Raw genomic sequence first — 19,246 nt, forward strand, 5'->3', positions numbered from 1 at the left:
TTTTCAGATTTAGTTCTGGGATAATTTAGCTGCGATGACGTCCCAGGAGAGGGCGCCACTTTGTATTTCGGCAGTCAGTGCCGGGTCTGAGGCCAGTAATGTTTTGGCCGGTGCATAATCTGTATTGGCAAACACGAGGGCCGCCGCCGCTTTTTCTGTCTGGTCAGCAGAGTGCCATACCCGGGTGAGGTCTGCCATATTATCTGCTGTGATGAAGGTTGTCAGCAGCCGCCACTGCATCGGCGATACTTTTCTGCCGGCAGCCCAGCGCTCATGTGCAAAATCAGTCAGGATAGCCGCCAATGCGGTATTTCTGCGTTCATCGAGGCCGGAAATGAGGTGCAGCGGTTTATCTGTAAAAATCGCTTTCATGACCAGCTGGTTCCAGGCGGGTTCGTCCAGATAACGGGCGGGATAGGGATTTTGGAGCATAATAGCTTCCTGTACCACACCGATATTGGACCGAACGCCTTCGGCTGTACGAAGTTTCCATTCTTCCGGCCATGCGAGCAAGGGCAGCGCACTGTAGAGTGCTGCCAGTTCATTCATTTCGGCAGAGAGGAACAGTTTTTCGATGGTGTCCAGGTAAACGGCTTTATCGGAAGTATCGAGTTGCAACAGCCACCATGCCCGTATGAGGCGGTCTAACGTCCACCCGTGTACGAAGAAGCCGGGCACCTGCTGTTGCAGTACTGCAGCCTGTTCCGGCGACACGACAATGATATTTTTTCCGGTGAACCTGGGGACCGCGGTGAAAGTCTGGTTAAACTGCGGGATGGAAGCGGCCTTCTGTAACCGCTGCTGTAGCCATTCTCTGGCTGCATCACTACTATTGCCGGCAATAATGGCAGCTAGCCCTTCGCTCATTTGCTGCCTGTCATATACATATTCCGCCACTTGAACACTCCTGTTTAAAATGAGAACACTGATTTCTGATTAAAAATAAACAGGATTGGGCAGATTTTCCGAATTACAGGGCTAATATTTGATAGGTGGTTATTAAAATAAAAGAGAGGCATTGCTGCCTCTCCTTCCGCCATTCTAAAACCTGATTATGCATCAGGATATCTTTATTCATGCTGCCTGGCTATAGCACCATGAAAATATCTTGCTATAATGATGAGCTGAATTAAAAGAGCAAAGGTACGTTACATCCGTAACAACTGGTGCAATTATTTGCAATGTGCGACCCGACATATATAAGTACCCGTTCGTGGAAATATTTACCGGCTGTAATATACATATTATTCTACTTCTTCTCCAAATAAACCATCGATTTTTACGTTACACTTTTCACTTCCGTTTGTTTTCCAGCACTATAAAGGGTTGATACTCCTTCCAATCAGGCGTATATCCATCCAGTATATTAAATCCTTTTCCATAGTTTCCTAGTATAATATCCTGGTCTCCGTCACCATCCATATCTCTTACGTCCATACAGATCCATCGCCCTTCCTTTTCGATAGGAGGCGCATGGGGCGTGAAGTTCAGCTGATGGTCCTTTCCTTCAAACAAAATAAATTTTTCTGCAGGATTATTTTTCAGGTCTGCGAAAAAAGCAATCGCCGCAATATCTGTTTTACCGTCCAGGTTAAAATCTGCTGCTACAGCCTTTGTACAGCCATTCACGGGATAAAACCATGCCTGACGGTAGCTGTTGTTACCCTCGTTCATATAGACGTACAAACCATGAAAAGGTTTAAGCACCATAGAAAAATCTGCATTATCACCGCAGGTATATAGAATATCCAGCTTACCATCCTGGTTAAAATCCACCAGTTGAAAACCGGTAGAACCGTTTAGTGGCGGGAATCTCAGCAGGTTAATAGATTTAAAGCCGCCGTGCCGGTCGTTCTCATATAACCAGATCCCTTCGTCCGCTGCAGCAAAAAGGACCATGGCATCCGGCCATCCGTCCCCATTAAAATCTCCTACTTCTGCATGTATGGCACCCGGTATCTCTGTGATGGTCTTCTGCTCATAACGGTGGTCTGGCAACTGTTTCAGCCAATATAAACCGCCCTGGTTATGACCGAAGGCACACACTAACAGGTCAACCAGATTGTCCTTGTCAAAATCTGCCTGCAGTGTTTGCACAGGACGCTTAAGAAAAGGCATGAGGTCCGTTTTTTTACTGGCAGGGTCATTAATGTTGAGTCTGCTTATAATGCCCGCTGGCTCATCGACGGCTCTCATATTACCGATCTGGGTGATGATTGCAGGTGATGATTTACCGCTATCCCTTGTATAGAGCATATCTACCACCGCGGAAGGCAGTTGCCAGCTATTGACTTTACGCAGGGAACTGTCCCAGGCGCTGAGCGTACTCTTATATCCATCGCTGGTAAAAATGCGGGCGGCTGTTGTGTCAAAGGAAACCATCGTCGTAGTTGCCACGCCGGGCGAATCCACACCAACAGGCCGTTTAATGGAGAAGCCGAACCAGTCATGTTGCAATGGCACCGGCGGTTTGGCGGGCGACAGTTTTTCAGGCGCCTGCTGTTCGTAATATTTCACCAGTTCCACCCATTCCTGAAAAGATATCTGGCCCTCCTGCCGCTGGCCTTCCACCGGATAATACTGGTCGCCGGACCATACCCGGATGCCCAGCTTCGGCGCCATGGCCGGCAGCACATGTTTGGTCCACGTTTCCTTGTCCAGCATGGACGGATCTACCGGCAGATGGCAGGATGAACAATATTTATCGGCCAGCATTTTCCCTTTCTCTTTGGCTGACGGGGCAAAACAACTGCTAAAGATCGCGAGGCCTGTAAACACTACACATAACGTAGCCAGAACAACTCCTTTCATCTGTTGGATTTTGGTATAAAATACAAGTTACAAATTAAACATTACGGGACAGGCGCAAAGCGACCGCGAAAAATTTCGTACGGTGCTTTGCGCCTGTCCTGTAATATACGCGGTATAGATTAGTATCCGTTATTTTGTTTCAATACCGGCTGACCATTTTTCAACGTCAGATCTATCTGGCGTTGCGGAATAGGGAAATACTCATTTCTGCCTTTCGTAAAATGGCCGCCTTTCACGTCATCTGTGATAGCGCCTTCAAAAGCAAAATAAGCGTTCAACACCTGGTCTGCAATGCCCCAGCGGGACAGATCGAAGAAGCGGTGCCCTTCCATCGCCAGTTCCAGCTTACGCTCGAAGCGGATCGCTTTACGCGCATAAGTCACGTCCGGAAAAGCGGTATACAAGCCGATCTTGTAATACGGCAGTGGCTTGGCAGGATCGAAGCCCTGAATAGGATTGGCAGGATCTTTATAATCGTGCACCCATCCTTCCGGATGATCTTTCATACGGCTGCGTACCTGGTTAACATAGCCCATTGCTGTTCCCAGATCACCTGTTTCGGCAGCACATTCCGCGGCCATCAGCAACACATCAGAGAAACGGATCAGCAATACGTTGATGGCTGTACCGGGCGCCCAGGAGTTGTTGTCCATGTATTTGTCCTTATTGTAGTTCCAGTACACCATTTTTTTGGTGGCAAACGGACCGGCATATCGTTGTGACTGGTCACGTATCCAGGTGGAACCCGCAAAGTATCCCCAGTCATGATATGGAAGGCCGCGACGACCAACGGTCCAGTCCAGACGGGGGTCTACCAGTCCGTTATCCGGCGTAAAAGGCTGTGTGGCTTTGATGCCCATATCAGACTTCACTGCATGCTGGTTATAATCGTCCAGATAAGGTAATCCGTTATCATCTACGCGATAGGAATTCACGAGGTCAAAAGTTGGCTGGTAGAAACCGCAGCATTTGAAGTTGGCCGGGAAGTTCAGCATGTCTCCCATATTGGCGTTGGCGATACCGTTGGTGCCATCGTTGGCAGACATCTGGATGGCAAATACGGATTCCGAATTATTCTTTTTGGACGCATCGAAGTTGTCTTCGAAGTTGTCCGTGAGCTGGTATTTCAGGCCATTAGATGTTACGCCGTTAGCGATGGCGTCGTTGAAAAGCGGCAGGGCGTCTGCATACTTTTTCTGATAGAGGTAGGTTTTAGCCAGATAGATCTGTGCGGCCCATTTGTTGGCGCGGGCAACCTGCGGCTGTGTAGGCGGCAGATTGGCCTGTGCAAATTTAAAGTCGGCCTCAATATTGGGCCATATGTCCACATCATTGGGTACCAGCGGATCGGTAGTAGTTTCCGTCACATAAGGCACGTTGTTGAACATTTTCTTCAGCTCAAAATAATAGTGCCCTCTGAGAAACCGTGCTTCTGCCGTCACCTTTAGTTTATCGGCATCAGACATGTCTTTAGCCTGCGCCATCAGTCTCAGGGTATTGTTGCAACGGGCCACGCCTTCATATACCGCTCTCCATTTGGTATTGAAGAAAGAGTTGGCGACGTTCGGCTGCCAGATGGCAATTTCATTGATAGGCGTCTGGTCGGTACCTTCACTGCCTTTATGAGCATCGCCACCGGCCACGCTGCCGTACACCCAGTTGGTGGATGCCGCTTCCCAGGCGTTACCGCCACCGAGGGAGCTGGTAGGCGTACCAGAGCCGTCGAGCGCTGCATAGGCACCTACAAGCAGGTAGTTCACACCATCCTTGTTGGCTACGATCTGTTCCGACAGGGAACTGTACGCAGGCTTTTCAAGAAAGTTCTTGGAGCAACCACTGTTCAGTAGCGCAGCCACGAGCAATATTGCACTAGTATATCGTAATGTTTTCATTTTTCTCAGTTTAACAATTCAGATAATCAGATCAGAAATTCAGTGTAACGCCCACCAGGTACTGACGCTGGTTAGGATAAGCACCTTCGTCGATACCGAAGGAGTCTGTATTACCGGTGATTTCAGGATCGAGACCTGTGTATTTGGTGATAGTGAACAGGTTGGCAGCCTGTGCATATATCCTGAATTTTTCCACGCCTACTCTCTTCAGCATATAGGCAGGGAAGGTATACCCTATCATCAGGTTTTTAGCGCGGAGATAAGAGCCGTTTTCAACATAGTAGGATGTTGGAGGATCGGAAGTGCTGAAGTTAGGTTTCAGCTCCTGAATAGGCGCTTTGGCGTTTTTGCGGTCAGGCAGCCAGGAATCGTATAAGGCTGTTTTGCTTTTTGCGCCGTTGAAAGAGCCGTAGATATCGGTCCACCATCTTACCTGGTTCCAGATCTTGTTGCCATGCACACCATAGAAGAACATGGAAAAATCCCAGTTCTTATAGGTGAGGCCGATGTTCAGGCCATAGGTAAAGTCTGGGTTGGGACTACCGAGATAGGTGCGGTCCTGCGCGTCGATTTTGCCGTCGCCGTTAACGTCCTTATAGCGGAAGCGGCCGGGGGCAGCTGCCTGCTGATATTCTGAGAGGCCCGGATATTTGGCTTTGGCCGCGTTGTTGGCAGCATCCACTTCTGCCTGGCTGTCCCAGAATTTATCGATCTGATATCCGAAGAATTCGCTGATGCTGTGGCCTACTGCGTTACGGATAATCGCTACACCGTAGCGGCGGGTATCTCTTTCGAAGTAGGGAGCAGATTCAGATATTTTCAGGATCTCGTTTTTGTAGCTGGTGAAGGTTCCGGTGAGGGTAAGTTTCAGTTTGGAAGCCAGCTGTATGTTGCCGGTAGCAGAGAAATCCCAGCCATGGTTTTTCATTTCTGCTACGTTGGCATAAGGCGGGGCAGCGGCACCGTATACGCCGGGCAGTTCAGGATTGAACAGCAAATCTTTAATCCGTTTGTTATAATAGTCGAGAGAGAACTCCAGCGCGCCTCTGAACAGGGTCGCATCGATACCGATATTGGAGTTGGTATTGCTTTCCCACTTGGCATTTGGGTTGCCGATCCTTCCCTGCATAAAGCCGGTGGCCAGATTGGAGGTGCTGCCGGTCATGTCATAGAAAGAAGTGGCCTTGTTAAATGTGAAAGTGGTAAAGGCGTTGGCTGGGTCCACATTGATCTGGTTACCCATAATACCCCAGCCACCACGGATTTTCAGGTCGGAGAGCCAGGTAATGTTCTTCATGAACTCTTCCTGGGAGATACGCCATGCCGCGCTCACCGCAGGGAAGTTACCATAGCGGTTGTTGGCGCCGAAACGGGAAGAACCATCACGGCGGATCAGGGCGCCCAGGAGGTACCTGTCTTTAAAGGAATAATCTACTCTGCCAAACAGGGAGAACAGTGTATTGGAGCCATAGCCGCTGCCGTTTACAGGTGTTCCGAAGCCGGAAGAGAGGGACGTAAAGTTCGGATCGAAGGAGAAATAGTTAGTGGTCGTACCTGTCAGTGTACGGTCTACCTGCTGGAAAGCCTCTGTACCGATCATCACTTTCAGGTCATGATCCCGGGCTATCTTTTTATGATAGCTGAGGGTGTTGGTCCAGGTCCAGTCGTAACCGTTACCGGTAGTTTCCGTATAGGAGTTTACGCTGGTATTTTCCTTGTTTTCGTATTCCGGATAGGTGAAGCTGTGGTTGTTAAAGGAATAGATTTCACCGCCGAAAGAGGTACGCAGGGTGAAGTCTTTCATAATGTCTGCTTCAGCGTACACGCTACCGAGCAATCTGCTGGCGAGCGCTTTGGTGCTACCGAAACGGTCCTGTATGGCCACCGGGTTACGGGCATTGCCCAGCGCGCCGCCCCAGGTACCGGCATAGTTGCCTTTGATATCATACACCGGGATGATGCTTTGTTCACGGAAAGCCATACCGATACCGCTGCCTTCTGTGAGGATACCGATTTGCGGGTTCTGGATAATGGAATACTCCATATTTTCACCCACACGGATATGGTCTGTGATATTGAAGCTACTGTTGGCCCTTACCGCATAACGTTTGTTATAGGTATTGGTCAGCGTACCCTGTTGATTGAAATAATACATGGAGAAGAAGTAGCTGCCGATATCGCCGCCACCGGCCACAGATATATTATGGCTGGTGATAGGGGCGGGCTTGAATATCTCGTGGTACCAGTCAGTGCCTTGTTTGTTGGCTTTGTTGATACGATAGAAGCTGTTCAGCAGGCCTGGATCTTTATAGTCCGGAATGAGATAGTATTTAGAGGGATCTACGCGGGGATCTCCTTCCATGGCTCCTTCGGGATAGATATAGTCCGGCAGTACCGGTTTATCGCCTTTACCATAAAGCACATCGTCAAATACGGGCGTGCTGCCGGCGGCGGTGCTGTTACGGGTAGCCATCCACAGCAGGTCGGCCTGTTCCTGTGGATTGAGGATGTGGAAAGGATTACCTCCCTGAGGCCTTTGTGTACCGTAGTAACCGTCGTACTGCACTTTTACTTTTCCGGTGCCTCTTTTGGTGGTGATGATAATAACGCCGTTGGCTGCACGGGCACCATAGATAGAGGCTGCGCCTGCATCTTTCAGTACCTGCATGGTTTGCACGTCGTTAGGGTTTACATCTGCCAGATTGGAGATGGGCACCCCGTCGATGATATACAGCGGCGTGTTGTTACCGAAGGTGTTTTTACCGCGTACGGACACCTGTGGTTCCTGGCCGGGCTGACCGGTACCTACGATGGTGATACCGGAAACCTGTCCCTGCAGCTGATTAGCGATCTGGGAGGTAGGTTGTTTGGTAATGTTTTCCACCTTCACTACGGCTACTGCGCCGGTGAGGTCTTTTTTCTTCTGGCTGGCATAACCGGTCACTACGACTTCTTCGAGTGAACCGACTTTCTCGGCCAGCTGTACGTTGACAGCGCCCGAGCTGACCACCGCTTCCTGCGGATCGTAACCAACAAAGGAGAACACCAATGTTTCTCCTGATTTAGCCTGAATGGTAAAACTGCCGGTGGGATCAGTAGCGGTACCGCGGTTAGTACCTTTTACATATACCGTAACGCCGGGTAGCGGGTTGCCTGATGCTTTATCAGACACCTTTCCCGTAACTTTCGTTTGTGCGAATACGTTACTACTGCCCAGTAATAGCAGTATGCCGCATAGAAGAACGGCCAGTCCCTGGTAAAAATGTTTTTTCATAACGTGGTTGAAGGGTAACGTTTTAGAAAAATCGGTTAAAAAATAAAGTACCTGTCTTGTATGTTCCTTGTCCATCAGACAGTGTAAGACATAACAATCCCGTTCCGGCGATAATGTGTGACTGCCGGTAAAAAGAGGTGTCATGTACAGGCATTATCTGTCCCGGCCTCCCTGTATGATGCGTTACAGTGAAGCAGCACAAACAATAACTGTCTGTTCAACAATTAAAAAACACAAACTTGAAGATGCAAGACATGGATGCGGACATGTTTACACCAAGGTTTAACTACATGGAATAAAGCAACGTTTTTTAGTAAACAATTGATTTGCTGACAATGATCTAGTGAGAATCGGCTCAAATAAGTACTAACACTTCCCCTTTCCAGATTTTGGTTCTCACGTGGAATTTTTCTTACAATACGTCGAATATATAACAATAAATTAGCCTGGACAAGTGTTCTTTTAACATTTCTCTAAATAAAAGATTTCTACGGGGCCATTCTTACAGTAATCCACACCGGCGGGATAAAAAAGTACAATAGTTTACGGCTAAAAAAGTACAAGCACTTGATCTTTTATGTATGTTTAGCGTCTCAATTATTCCGGGCCATGAAAATTTTCAACATTATCTTTTGTTTCCTTTTTATTGTTTTTGCGGGGCTGCAATACAATGACCCTGATCCTTACGTCTGGATGCCTATTTATTTGTTCTCAGCCGTATGCTGCTGGCTGGCAGCGCGGCAGCGGTTTTATCCCCGCTGGTACCTGACAGGCATCGCTGTTTATTTCGTATATGCGGTCTATTTATTCTTCACCAAAGACGGGGTAGTGGACTGGGTATCGCAACACCAGGCGGAGAATATTGCACAGACCATGAAAGCAGAAAAGCCGTGGATAGAGGACACCCGTGAATTTTTCGGGTTATTCATTTGTATCGTAGTTTTGGGCATCAATTATTTTTACGGCAAAAAGAAAGCATAATATGAAAAAGCAGGCTATCTACCCGGACCCTGAGTATTTTGGCAGGTACATTGACCAGGTACCCGACGTCACCATTCTGGAAGCCCTTGAGCAGTCGCTGCAGGAGCTGCAGACGCTGGACAAGGCCAGGCTGTCGGAATTGGGCAACTATGCCTATGCGCCTGGCAAATGGACCGTTAAAGACGTGTTCCAGCATATTGCCGACACGGAAAGAGTATTTTCCTTCCGGGCGTTACTGTTTGCACGCAATGATAAAAACACGGCACCGGGCTTTGACCAGGACCTCTATGCAGCCGAAGCCTTTACTGCACAGCGTAGCTTTGAAGACGTATTGCAGGAGCTGATGCTCATCCGGCAATCCACCCTGGCGTTTTTCCGCAGTCTTCCTGATGAAGGGTTATTAAGGTACGGCACCTGCTGGAAATACCAGATGAGCGTGCTGGCAATGGGCTTTACGATGGTGGGCCACCAGATACACCATCTCCGTATTCTCCGCGAAAGATATCTATAGTAATAAGGACTAACATTTATGTTAGTCCTTAACAATTACATCTCCTCTTCTTTATTCCCCGCGCCCCATCTAGCTTTGCAGGCATAAAATCAAATCATATGAAACGTCTGGAAAACAAGATAGCCCTGGTAACAGGAGGCAGCCGCGGCATGGGTGCGGCCATTGTTCAACAACTGGCAGCAGAAGGAGCAACCGTGGCATTCACTTATAACAAGGGAGCTGAAAAAGCAGCCAGCGTAGCGGCGGAGCTTACCAGCAAAGGGCAGCGCAGCCTAGCGATAGCAGCTGACAGCGCAGACCCGTCTGCTGTAGTAGCAGCAGTAGATAAAACCGTGGCCGAGTTCGGGCGTATAGACATACTCGTTAACAATGCCGGTATCGCTGTGATGAAGCCGTTTGAAGATTATACGCTGGAAGAATACAACCAGACGATGGACATCAATGCCAGGGCTGTGTTTGTAGGTTCACAGGCTGCCGCCAAACATATGGGCAAAGGCGCCCGTATTATTACTATCGGCAGCTGCATGGCTGACAGGGTTTCTGGTCCGTATGGCACGCTTTACGCCATGAGCAAATCGGCGCTTACAGCTTTCAACAAAGGCCTGTCCCGTGACCTGGGCCCAAGAGGCATTACCGTTAACCTGGTACAGCCCGGCCCGGTTGACACCGACATGAACCCTGCCAACAGCGCGCATGCCGATGCACAAAGGAAAAATATCTCACTGGGAGAATATGGTAAAGTAGAGGATATCGCTTCCCTGGTCACTTTTCTGGCTTCGCCGGAAAGCGGCTACATTACCGGTACCGCTATTACTATAGACGGCGGCACTAACAGCTAGTAGCGTTTTTCACCTACCAGCAGGTAAAACATATAGTCTGTATTGGAAGCGTCGGTAATACCAAGATGGCGTCCCATGGTTACTATCTGTCCGCGGTGGTAGGTAGTATGATGTGTAATCTGCGACAGCATTTCATAACCCGGAATATTAAAATCGCCGGTAAACGGGATGGTTACAGGATAAGCCTGTACCAGTTGCTCCGGCGTCATCGCGCTGATCAGTTCCAGCAATTCTTCAGCTTGTTTCACTACTCCTTCCAACACCTCTGCGACGGACTCATTGCACTCCAACGGACCAAAAGAGAGTGACGGATGTTCGCCGCGGAGGTTTTTTACCCACCAGGCAGAAGTGGCCCACATGTGCTTCAGTGTTTCCTTAATCGTTCCATAGCTGGAAGTCACTGGTGTTTCCAACAGGGTGGCATCTTTCGTTTTTAACCATTCCACGGTAGTTTTAACAGCCCATAATTCATAAGCAGCAAAACCTTTAGCGTAGTTAACCAGTTCTGTAGTGGCAGTTGCAGGGGTGATAATAGTGTTTATCATAGTGTGTTTGTTTTATAATACAAAGAAAACACCCGCTCGTGACAACCTTATGTCAGCAGCTTTTTACTTTTTTCAAAAAAAATTTGCCGGAATAAAAAATACACCTACCTTTGTTGTATATACAACAGTAGTAATTGTAATTATGAGACTGGAGGATGAAATAAAACAGGTAAAATTTGCTAACGACTATCAGCGGGCCATGTTGAATATCATATTTACGGCAAACTGGCTGGAAGTGGGCGTTTCGCACTTATTGAAGAAGTATGATCTGTCTTCCCAGCAATACAATGTACTGCGTATCCTGCGGGGCAGCCGGCCTAATCCGCTGAATCTGCTGGATATCCAGGAGCGCATGATGGACAAGATGAGCAACGCTACCCGACTGGTGGAGAAACTGCGCCAGAAAGAGTTGCTGACACGTATCCAATGCCCTACCAATCGCCGTAAGGTAGAGATCGAAATTACTGACAAAGGCATGGAAGTACTGAAAGAACTGGACCCTTTAATGGACGAAAGTGATGAGCTGCTGGCCAAAAAACTCACCGCAGCGGAAGTGAAGCTGCTGGGTGATATGCTGGACAAGCTGCGTGATTGACGATGATGGCCATTGAACTCTCCTGAATACGGAGATTATTTTTTGCCCTAATCATTGTATATACAATATTTGTTTGGACTTTGTATTATCCAAAATAAACACCTAAACACACAACAAAAACACCTTTTATGCTTAAACGCTTATTGCAAACAGATGATAACATTGTTTCCTTTATTATCCGCGTGACTGTGGCCATTGTTATGCTGCCACACGGTTTGCAGAAACTGCTGGGTATGTTTGGCGGCCATGGTTTCAAAGGCACCATGAACTTCTTCACCTCCAACGGTACGCCTGCTTTCCTCGCCTTCCTGGTGATCATCACCGAAAGCATCGGTTCTTTGCTGCTATTGTTCGGTTTTGCCACTCGTCTGTGGGCACTGATGTTGTCTGCCGTGATGCTGGTAGCTATTTCCATGCACGCAGCCAACGGGTTCTTTATGAACTGGGGCGGCACACAGGCCGGCGAAGGGTTTGAATATCACATCCTGGTGCTGGGCATCCTGCTGGCACTGCTGATCAAAGGTGCAGGCCGCTGGTCTGCAGACCGTCAACTGACTAAATAATTTAATTTCTTTCCATAAAACAACAACAACACATGAAGAAAGCGTTTTTTTCTACCGCCCTCCTGGTATTAGCCAGCATCGCCTCTTTTGCACAGGTAAAATGGAATGCCGATCCGGCCCATACTGCTATCATTTTCAGCGTAAAACACCTCGGCATTAACTATGTGCAAGGCCATTTCGCCAAATTCACCGGCGCCATTGAAACTACAGACAGCACCAACTTTCAGAATGCAAAAGTAGATTTCACTGCCGATGTGAACAGCATCAATACCGGTATAGACCAGCGTGACGGTCACCTGAAATCAGATGACTTCTTCAATGCCGCGCAATATCCGGACATCAACGTAAAAAGCGTGTCCTTCAAAAAAGTTGCCGGCAACAAATACATCATGCTGGCTGATGTTACCATCCGTAACACTACCAAACGTGTACCCTTCGACGTTACCTACAATGGCGTTGTAAGAGACCCATGGGGACTGTGGAGAGCAGGTTTTACCGCCAAAGCTACCATCAACCGTCTGGACTTCGGCGTGAAATATGCAGACAAGCTGCCTTCCGGCGTATACGCAGTAGCTCCTACTGTTGATATCCTGGTAAACGCTGAAATCGTTAAAAAGTAGGATTTTTTTGATTTAGGATTTCCTGATTTCAGGAATAAGAATAACGAAGATCGAAGCGGGTTAGTTCATCGCTTCGATCTTCGCTTTTTATCAACCCCGAAATCGGGGAACCGTAAATCAAAAAATTCCTAAATTATTATCTTAGATTTGTTCAAACCCTTTCATAATGGCCATTGGCAGTATTTTCCTCGGCGCAGTCAAAAAATTCAACCATCAGCAAATCGAAACCAGGTTCGCCCTGATCATACTTCCTGTTAAGCCGCTTTACTCCATGATAGTAGTGGGCAGGCACGGACAGGAAAAAGAAGGGTTCCGCATTAAACTGAACCGTGAAAGCATTATCGCCGGTTATCTGCGTGCGCCGCTGGTAACAGGCAGCATCGCGGCCATTCTCATTGCAGGTGACAGGCCCGGGAAACTATCTATAGCCGTTGCCGTTATCCTCGCACTCGCAGCCTTGTACATGGTGCTGTTCTATGGCCGCTCACGACCTGAAGAGCAGGAAGAAAGGGCGCTGATGGAAGAACTGACCGGTATTGCCGCCATGGCCGGCTGGTTTGACGAGGAAAGCTGCCAGGTACAGTACGACGCCATGGAAGAAAGTTACAAAGACAACTATTCAGGCAATAACTGGCAAAACGACCTGCACAGCAACAATATCAACTTCGGGAAAATACCGCTGTTGTACGGTATGGCCATCCTCCACGCAGCACTGCACCCGTCGGCAGACAGCAGGGCCATGCGTAACAAAGCGCAGATGCTCTATCGCGGGATGAAAAAAGTATACGGGTAACCGTTATTATTTCTTTTTCTTCTTTTTCTTGCCCAGTTTGGCCATTTCTTCCTGGTGCTGGTCTATCAGCAGCTGCCAGTTATCATTAGGCGCTTCTTCAGAAAAACGGATGGTATCTTCATAATCCCCTTTATTAATCTTCATTTCGGTGATTTCCTTACCGATAAACTTCTGAATAGCGTCCAGCAGGGGTTTTTCTTCTGTGGCACAGAAAGAGACAGCACGGCCTTTCTGTACGCCGCGGCCGGTACGGCCTACACGGTGCACATAGTTTTCCGGCACGTCCGGCAGATCGTAATTGACCACATAATCCACGTTGGGGATATCAATGCCGCGGGCATTTACATCGGTGGTGATCAGTACACGGACATCGCCTTTTTTGAATTCTTCCATTACCTGCAGGCGATCGTCCTGTTCTTTGCCGCCATGCATGGCCAGGGAGCTGATCCCCACACGGGCCATGGCAGCCACCACTCTTTCCGCACGTACTTTGGTACGTACAAATACCAGTATTTTTTTGTCCGGAAATTCCCTTACCAGCCGCTCCAGGAAGAAACGTTTATCATCCATTTCCACGTAGGCCACGGAGTGGGTGACATTTTTAGACACCGGATCTTCAGGGGAGATCTGTATACGGATGGGGTTATTGACCACGGAATAAGCGAGGTCTTTGATGTCTTTATCGAGCGTAGCGGAGAAAAAGAGGGTTTGATGCTGACGGGGGATATGTCTGATCACATCGCGGATATCGCGGATAAAGCCCAGGTCCAGCATATGGTCGGCCTCATCGAGGATCAGTGTCTGTACCTTGCTAAGGTCCAGGTGTTGCTGGTTCAGCTGGTCAAACATGCGGCCGGGCGTGGCAATGAGCACGTCCACGCCCTTTTCCAGGAATTTGATCTGTGGTCCCTGGTCCACGCCGCCCACGAGGGCGAGTATGCGGAGTTCCGTATACTGACCGATTTGTTGGAACACTTCCGCGATCTGAATGGCCAGTTCACGGGTAGGCACCATTACCAGGCATTTCACTTCATATTTGCCTTTCCGCTGGTAGCGGTCCTGTTGCTGGAGCCGGTGCAGCACCGGAATGGCAAAAGCGGCCGTTTTGCCCGTACCTGTCTGGGCAATGGCCATCACGTCATCTCCTTTCAGGATAGAGGGAATAGCTTTGAACTGAATGTCCGTAGGACGTTTAAAGCCCAATTCCGCGAGGCTATCCTTAATTTCAGAAGATATATGGTACTGTTCAAATTTCATTTGCGCTGGTTATCTGCCGCGAAGATAAACCAATTACCGCACGCAAAGAAGAACAGACGCTGGCGCCGGCATTTCTATGCTCCGGCGCCACGCGTCTGAAGGAGGATATTATCAGGATTTGACCAACTGTATTTCCATATTGAGTTTCACCTCATCGGAGAGAACGATGCCTCCGGCTTCGGTAGTGGCATTCCAGCGCAGGCCGTAATCAGTGCGGTGCAGGCGGCCTTTCAGGGCAAAACCGGCTTTGTGCTGGCCCCACGGATCAACAGTAACGCCGCTATGTTCCACGTCCAGTTCGATCGGGTGGGTTTGGCCTTTGATAGTAAGATTTCCCAGCAGTTTATATTTTTCGCCGTCTATCTTTTTCACTTTTGTTGACGTGAAGCTGATTTTAGGGTGGTTGGTAGCATCAAAAAACTCGCCGTTGCGCAGATGCTCGTCACGTTGCTGGTTTTGAGTATCGATACTATCGGCGGCGGCCTCGAAAGAGATCGTCGCATCGTGGAAGTCCTCGCTTTCTGTCTGAATACTGCCGGAGAAGCGTGTAAAGTAGCCGCTCACGTTGGTGATCATGAGATGTTTTACTTTGAATCCTATTTCGCTGTGTGATTCATCAATTTTCCAGTTAGTCATAGCACATTGTTTTTTTATGTTTTCAAAGACTAAACAAATTTAATTCCGGTCTGTCTTTTATAGTTGGATAAAACACTGGAAATGATGGACAAATTGCACAAACGCCATAATTTAACTTTTCGGATTTTAACATAATATCAACAGATGCATTAAATTTAGCGACAACTAGCCGCTATGCCTTTTACGATCTCTCATATAGCCATTGTTTTGCCATTCACCTGCAGACAGCGCCCTTTCCTTTCTCTGACCGGCCTGATGATAGGTGCGATGGTGCCTGACTTTTTTTATTTTGTCCTCTTTGATCCTTATTTCGATGATGGTCACCAGTGGTGGGGCATTTTCCTATATGACATTCCGTTGGCGCTGTTACTGGCGTTTTTATACCATGAACTGGCCAAACCTGCGCTGATACGTTATTTGCCTGCCTGGGCCGCTGCGCGGCTGCATCATTTCAGGTATTTCCAGTGGAGCAGTTATTTCCGGAAAAATTTTCTCGTGGTGATTTTGTCCATCATAGCCGGCACGCTTACACATTTTTTCCTGGATGGTTTTACCCACGGGCATGGATATTTTGTGCAGTTGTTTCCTTTTTTGCAGGGAGAAGCCGTCCTTTTCGGTGAACCGATGGAGATCTGGTACGTGATGCAATATCTCACTTCAGCTGTGGGACTGTTGTTATTGTTCTGGTTTTTCATGCGTCTTCCGCGGCCTTATCTGCCAGCGGAAGTACAGGGCCGTCATAAGCCGGTATTCTGGTTGTTCATTATCGTTATCGCCAGTGCCATCCTGTTGTTTTACCGGCAGCAGCCACATATGTTCCACAAGAGCATGGACTATCTTGCCATTGTGATGGCGGCTGTTTTTTATGGATTCTTTGCAGTAGTATTGGGTCAAAAACTAACGAAGTTATGACCAGGTATGTTGCATTCCTGCGGGCCGTCAATGTAGGGGGCCGGCAGGTAAAAATGGAGGCACTCAGAGCGTTGCTGGAGCAGGCAGGGCTAAAAAACGTAAAGACATACATTCAGAGCGGCAATGTCATCTTCGACTCCGGCGCCAAGGGCATAGCACTGGAACCCAAAATAGAACAGCTGTTGAAGAAAAACCTGGGCTTTGATGTCCCCACCTGTATCAGAAGTATGGCAGAGATACAGGCAGTGCTTGACAACAATCCTTATCCGGGCGTTGTTCCGGACAAAGACCTGCAGATATATATCGCCTTCCTGCAAACCCACCCCGGCAAAGAGGCTGCGGCGGTCCTGGAAACCATGCAGAATGATATTGAAACCTACCGGATGCACAACAGGGAAGTATATGTGCTGATGAAAAAAAATACAGGCGCGCCTCCCTTCTCCAATAACTACCTCGAAAAGAAACTGGGCCTTGTGGCCACTACGCGAAACCTGGCCACCGTCAGTAAAATGCTGACATTTTGATATTTGATTATTTAGTTATTGGGGCATTGAGAGAGTTATTTATAAGTAACAGCCCCTGAATGAATAAATATGAAAATTTCTAAATTTCCCCCGGGCTGTAAGTTTTTGCCCTCCGGCAGCAACTAATATACCCAAACAGCTGCTGTCCATGAATCAGGAAATATTTTTAGGCATACTGCGGCAACATGAGAGCATTCTTCATAAGATATGCCGATTGTACCGTGACACGCCGGAAGACCGGGAAGACCTTTTTCAGGAAATCATTTATCAGCTTTGGAAGTCGTATCCGTCTTTCCAGGGCCAGGCCAAGCTGTCTTCCTGGATTTACCGCATTGCCCTGAATACTGCGCTGGCCTCTTTCCGGAAAAAGAAGCCGCGGGTCAGCTATCCCGATTCCCTGCCAGACAATATTGTTGTTCCTGCTCCGGTGCCGACCGAGCAACAGGAGCAGCTGTTTCAGGCCCTGCAACAGCTTTCTGATGCCGAGAAAGCGATCATCACCCTGTACCTGGAAGATCTTAGCTACCAGGAGATAGCGGCCATTACCGGCATTGATGTGAATTATGTCGGTGTAAAACTCAATCGTATTAAAGGTAAACTGAAGACCATTCTAAAATCATGACCCATGACAAACGATCCGTTGAAGGCAGCCTGGCGACAGGGCACACCACCGGTGCATCACGACTTGCAGGCGCTGGTACGTGCAAAGGGCGGACATCCCGTGATGTCCCGTATACGCCGGCAGTTACTGCTGGAAGGTGGTAGTTACACCGTGTTCCTGCTGGTGTATTACGATTTTTTTGATGGCCATACCAAGCCACTGTACCTGAACATCATTCTGGTGTTGTCTGTGGCCTGTATGCTGGTACAGCATATCAACGGCTATCTGCTGGCTGCAGGGAGAATGAGGGAGCCGGACATATTGCAGTCTTTACAGCAAAAGATGCGGCAGCTGAAGCAATATGCCTGGTTGTCGGTGGGCTCACGGGTGTTGGGCTGGGCTGGTATATTGTTGTTCTTTTGCACCGGCATTACGTGGACAACGCCCAAATACTGGCTACTGGCCGGGGCTACGGTGATCATGACCATACAAATGGGGCTGCTGTGGCAGTTATGGCAAAGGCGGATCAACCGGATAAACGAGACCTTGTTGGCGTTTAGGGATTGAGGCGGCGGCAGGTATCCAGCGCGGAGCAATCGGGGAAACGAAACCTTACAGGCATTTACGGGTTGAGACGGAGAAACAGGTCTGTATCCGGCCACGCCAGTTGCCGGTCGTTCACGACCTTCCACACCAGCCCATCCAGATCATTGAAAAAAGCTTTATCGGTGCGGGTATTACACAGTACCACCCAGTTAAAGCCATTGGCAGCGCGCACTATTTCACTGGCGGTACCGGGAAGGGAGCCTGCGTGCCACCAGTTATTCCAGGCGTTGACCGCCCATCCAAGCGCATAGCCGGTATTCGCTGCCGATCCGGTGGTCATCGTCTTTACAGATGCGGGAGACAATATGTCCGCGCGGGTATTAAAACCGTCGATGGCGGTGAGGAACAGGGCGAGGTCGGTAGCGGAGGCTATCCAGCCGCCATGGGCGTCCATCCGGGAAAGGTTGAAATTATAGGGTTGTTGCCCCTGCTGGCCATAGTACGCCACTTCGCCGGGTTTTCTTTCCGACAGGGTGTTACCGCCAATTTCCATATGATGGATACCGGCAGGTTGTAATACCGCCGTTTGTACGTAGTCAGCATAACTTTTACCCGTCACTTTTTCGATGATCCGTCCCAGGATACAGTAGCCGAAATTGGAATAGGCGTATACCGTGCCCGGGTCATACTCCAGCGGCTGTTGGTCTATTGTGCGGGCCAACAGCGTATCGACCGACCATCCGGGGTGGCTGAACATAGGATCGTTGGCTGTATTGGACCAGCCACCGGCGGTATGTTGCAGCAGGTGTTGTACGGTGACAGCCTGCAAACGGTGGTCGTAGGGATTGCTGCCGTAAGTAGTGCCCAGCAGGGCACCGGCGCCAAATACTTTGTCCTGTAAAGAGAGTTTTCCGGTTTCCACCAGTTTTAGTATAGCCACGGCCGTTATACTCTTGGAGACACTGGCAATACGGAAACGACTGTGCGCAGTCACCTTTTCACCGGTACGGCGATCGGCCACACCAAACCCTTTGGCATACACGAGTTTACCGTTGCGGGTAATAGCCACGGCCATTCCCGGCACATGGTATTTTTTCATGAAAGCGTTGAAGATACGGTCAGCTTTCGGTATACCGGCAGGTAATGCAGCGGTGCCAGTGTGTGAAGTGTCAGGTGGCGCTGCCACAGAAATATGTTGTTTGTTTTCCCGCGGCTCCGGCCGTGCGGCTTCTGTCGCCTTTATCGATTCATTCAACCATAGGCCTGCAGCCAATACTAAACAACCTAACATCGTCCATTTTTATCATACCAAGGTACTGAAAAGTGCCGTGCATGGTTAAATTTAG

At 48.8% G+C, this 19,246-nt stretch carries 19 protein-coding genes; 11 read left to right on the forward strand and 8 right to left on the reverse strand.

The genetic code is table 11. The annotated features are described in order from the left end of the window. Window positions 1-9: 9 nt before the first annotated feature. From HGH92_RS08185 to HGH92_RS08200, 4 genes are all read right to left on the reverse strand, one after another. Window positions 10-897 carry an EboA domain-containing protein gene (locus HGH92_RS08185; RefSeq protein WP_317166382.1) on the reverse strand — a complete coding sequence of 296 codons (888 nt, stop codon included), beginning with the start codon at window positions 895-897 and terminating at the stop codon, window positions 10-12. A 396-nt stretch (window positions 898-1,293) separates the two neighbouring features. Beyond that, window positions 1,294-2,811, reverse strand: coding sequence for an FG-GAP repeat domain-containing protein (locus HGH92_RS08190; RefSeq protein ID WP_168870231.1), 1,518 nt, complete (start codon window positions 2,809-2,811; stop codon window positions 1,294-1,296). Window positions 2,812-2,930: 119 nt separating this feature from the next. Then, complete coding sequence (locus tag HGH92_RS08195; protein ID WP_168870232.1) at window positions 2,931-4,703, reverse strand: RagB/SusD family nutrient uptake outer membrane protein; 1,773 nt, start codon at window positions 4,701-4,703, stop codon at window positions 2,931-2,933. 31 nt (window positions 4,704-4,734) lie between these two features. Then, window positions 4,735-7,977 carry a SusC/RagA family TonB-linked outer membrane protein gene (locus HGH92_RS08200; RefSeq protein ID WP_168870233.1) on the reverse strand — a complete coding sequence of 1,081 codons (3,243 nt, stop codon included), beginning with the start codon at window positions 7,975-7,977 and terminating at the stop codon, window positions 4,735-4,737. A gap of 609 nt (window positions 7,978-8,586) precedes the next feature. Here HGH92_RS08200 and HGH92_RS08205 point away from each other — a divergent pair. The 3 genes from HGH92_RS08205 (at window position 8,587) to HGH92_RS08215 (ending at window position 10,308) form a co-directional block, all read left to right on the forward strand. Next, the gene (locus HGH92_RS08205; protein WP_168870234.1) at window positions 8,587-8,958 is read left to right on the forward strand and encodes a transmembrane 220 family protein; all 372 of its coding nucleotides are present in this window, start codon (window positions 8,587-8,589) and stop codon (window positions 8,956-8,958) included. A 1-nt stretch (window position 8,959) separates the two neighbouring features. Continuing rightward, entirely contained in the window at window positions 8,960-9,469 is a 510-nt protein-coding gene (locus HGH92_RS08210; protein ID WP_168870235.1) for a DinB family protein, read from the forward strand. A gap of 98 nt (window positions 9,470-9,567) precedes the next feature. Then, window positions 9,568-10,308 (forward strand): SDR family NAD(P)-dependent oxidoreductase, encoded by a 741-nt coding sequence (locus HGH92_RS08215; RefSeq protein WP_168870236.1) that lies wholly within the window; start codon window positions 9,568-9,570, stop codon window positions 10,306-10,308. On the opposite strand, the gene HGH92_RS08220 is transcribed toward HGH92_RS08215, so the two are convergent. Continuing rightward, on the reverse strand, window positions 10,305-10,853 hold the full coding sequence (locus HGH92_RS08220) for a DinB family protein (RefSeq protein WP_168870237.1): 549 nt from the start codon (window positions 10,851-10,853) through the stop codon (window positions 10,305-10,307). The genes HGH92_RS08215 and HGH92_RS08220 overlap by 4 nt on opposite strands. A gap of 142 nt (window positions 10,854-10,995) precedes the next feature. On the opposite strand from HGH92_RS08220, the gene HGH92_RS08225 reads away from it, so the two are divergent. The 4 genes from HGH92_RS08225 to HGH92_RS08240 all read left to right on the forward strand — a co-directional run bounded on the left by HGH92_RS08225 (window position 10,996) and on the right by HGH92_RS08240 (window position 13,424). Further along, window positions 10,996-11,448, forward strand: a complete 453-nt coding sequence (locus HGH92_RS08225) for a MarR family winged helix-turn-helix transcriptional regulator (RefSeq protein WP_168870238.1) — start codon at window positions 10,996-10,998, stop codon at window positions 11,446-11,448. Between the two features lie 128 nt (window positions 11,449-11,576). Next, entirely contained in the window at window positions 11,577-12,011 is a 435-nt protein-coding gene (locus tag HGH92_RS08230; protein ID WP_168870239.1) for a DoxX family protein, read from the forward strand. Between the two features lie 32 nt (window positions 12,012-12,043). Then, complete coding sequence (locus tag HGH92_RS08235; protein WP_168870240.1) at window positions 12,044-12,631, forward strand: YceI family protein; 588 nt, start codon at window positions 12,044-12,046, stop codon at window positions 12,629-12,631. A 166-nt stretch (window positions 12,632-12,797) separates the two neighbouring features. Beyond that, complete coding sequence (locus HGH92_RS08240; RefSeq protein WP_168870241.1) at window positions 12,798-13,424, forward strand: hypothetical protein; 627 nt, start codon at window positions 12,798-12,800, stop codon at window positions 13,422-13,424. A 6-nt stretch (window positions 13,425-13,430) separates the two neighbouring features. Here HGH92_RS08240 and HGH92_RS08245 read toward each other — a convergent pair whose 3' ends face one another. Both HGH92_RS08245 and HGH92_RS08250 read right to left on the reverse strand, forming a co-directional pair. Further along, window positions 13,431-14,681, reverse strand: coding sequence for a DEAD/DEAH box helicase (locus HGH92_RS08245; protein ID WP_168870242.1), 1,251 nt, complete (start codon window positions 14,679-14,681; stop codon window positions 13,431-13,433). Between the two features lie 111 nt (window positions 14,682-14,792). Then, the gene (locus tag HGH92_RS08250) at window positions 14,793-15,317 is read right to left on the reverse strand and encodes a YceI family protein (RefSeq protein WP_168870243.1); all 525 of its coding nucleotides are present in this window, start codon (window positions 15,315-15,317) and stop codon (window positions 14,793-14,795) included. A gap of 174 nt (window positions 15,318-15,491) precedes the next feature. Between HGH92_RS08250 and HGH92_RS08255 the strand changes: the two genes are divergently transcribed. The 4 genes from HGH92_RS08255 (at window position 15,492) to HGH92_RS08270 (ending at window position 17,921) form a co-directional block, all read left to right on the forward strand. Then, window positions 15,492-16,229: a DUF4184 family protein gene (locus HGH92_RS08255; RefSeq protein ID WP_168870244.1), complete on the forward strand. Its 738-nt coding sequence runs from the start codon at window positions 15,492-15,494 to the stop codon at window positions 16,227-16,229. Next, the gene (locus tag HGH92_RS08260; protein WP_168870245.1) at window positions 16,226-16,753 is read left to right on the forward strand and encodes a DUF1697 domain-containing protein; all 528 of its coding nucleotides are present in this window, start codon (window positions 16,226-16,228) and stop codon (window positions 16,751-16,753) included. Before HGH92_RS08255 ends, HGH92_RS08260 begins: the two co-directional genes overlap by 4 nt. Window positions 16,754-16,901: 148 nt before the next feature. Further along, window positions 16,902-17,375: an RNA polymerase sigma factor gene (locus tag HGH92_RS08265; protein ID WP_168870246.1), complete on the forward strand. Its 474-nt coding sequence runs from the start codon at window positions 16,902-16,904 to the stop codon at window positions 17,373-17,375. Window positions 17,376-17,378: 3 nt separating this feature from the next. Beyond that, a complete protein-coding gene (locus tag HGH92_RS08270; RefSeq protein WP_168870247.1) occupies window positions 17,379-17,921 on the forward strand; it encodes a hypothetical protein in 543 nt (180 codons plus the stop codon). Window positions 17,922-17,976: 55 nt separating this feature from the next. Here HGH92_RS08270 and HGH92_RS08275 read toward each other — a convergent pair whose 3' ends face one another. Further along, window positions 17,977-19,191, reverse strand: coding sequence for a serine hydrolase domain-containing protein (locus HGH92_RS08275; protein WP_168870248.1), 1,215 nt, complete (start codon window positions 19,189-19,191; stop codon window positions 17,977-17,979). Between the last annotated feature and the right edge of the window lie 55 nt (window positions 19,192-19,246).

Source organism: Chitinophaga varians, assembly GCF_012641275.1.
Classification (GTDB): Bacteria; Bacteroidota; Bacteroidia; order Chitinophagales; family Chitinophagaceae; genus Chitinophaga; species Chitinophaga varians_A.

Excerpts from the sequence above, each read along its gene's own strand:
- HGH92_RS08260 (WP_168870245.1), top strand. The coding sequence starts at position 16,226 with ATGACCAGGTATGTTGCATTCCTGCGGGCCGTCAATGTAGGGGGCCGG.
- HGH92_RS08225 (WP_168870238.1), top strand. The coding sequence starts at position 10,996 with ATGAGACTGGAGGATGAAATAAAACAGGTAAAATTTGCTAACGACTAT.
- HGH92_RS08230 (WP_168870239.1), top strand. The coding sequence starts at position 11,577 with ATGCTTAAACGCTTATTGCAAACAGATGATAACATTGTTTCCTTTATT.
- HGH92_RS08220 (WP_168870237.1), bottom strand. The coding sequence starts at position 10,853 with ATGATAAACACTATTATCACCCCTGCAACTGCCACTACAGAACTGGTT.
- HGH92_RS08250 (WP_168870243.1), bottom strand. The coding sequence starts at position 15,317 with ATGACTAACTGGAAAATTGATGAATCACACAGCGAAATAGGATTCAAA.
- HGH92_RS08210 (WP_168870235.1), top strand. The coding sequence starts at position 8,960 with ATGAAAAAGCAGGCTATCTACCCGGACCCTGAGTATTTTGGCAGGTAC.
- HGH92_RS08205 (WP_168870234.1), top strand. The coding sequence starts at position 8,587 with ATGAAAATTTTCAACATTATCTTTTGTTTCCTTTTTATTGTTTTTGCG.
- HGH92_RS08275 (WP_168870248.1), bottom strand. The coding sequence starts at position 19,191 with ATGTTAGGTTGTTTAGTATTGGCTGCAGGCCTATGGTTGAATGAATCG.
- HGH92_RS08190 (WP_168870231.1), bottom strand. The coding sequence starts at position 2,811 with ATGAAAGGAGTTGTTCTGGCTACGTTATGTGTAGTGTTTACAGGCCTC.
- HGH92_RS08270 (WP_168870247.1), top strand. The coding sequence starts at position 17,379 with ATGACAAACGATCCGTTGAAGGCAGCCTGGCGACAGGGCACACCACCG.
- HGH92_RS08215 (WP_168870236.1), top strand. The coding sequence starts at position 9,568 with ATGAAACGTCTGGAAAACAAGATAGCCCTGGTAACAGGAGGCAGCCGC.
- HGH92_RS08255 (WP_168870244.1), top strand. The coding sequence starts at position 15,492 with ATGCCTTTTACGATCTCTCATATAGCCATTGTTTTGCCATTCACCTGC.
- HGH92_RS08235 (WP_168870240.1), top strand. The coding sequence starts at position 12,044 with ATGAAGAAAGCGTTTTTTTCTACCGCCCTCCTGGTATTAGCCAGCATC.
- HGH92_RS08200 (WP_168870233.1), bottom strand. The coding sequence starts at position 7,977 with ATGAAAAAACATTTTTACCAGGGACTGGCCGTTCTTCTATGCGGCATA.
- HGH92_RS08265 (WP_168870246.1), top strand. The coding sequence starts at position 16,902 with ATGAATCAGGAAATATTTTTAGGCATACTGCGGCAACATGAGAGCATT.
- HGH92_RS08195 (WP_168870232.1), bottom strand. The coding sequence starts at position 4,703 with ATGAAAACATTACGATATACTAGTGCAATATTGCTCGTGGCTGCGCTA.
- HGH92_RS08245 (WP_168870242.1), bottom strand. The coding sequence starts at position 14,681 with ATGAAATTTGAACAGTACCATATATCTTCTGAAATTAAGGATAGCCTC.
- HGH92_RS08240 (WP_168870241.1), top strand. The coding sequence starts at position 12,798 with ATGGCCATTGGCAGTATTTTCCTCGGCGCAGTCAAAAAATTCAACCAT.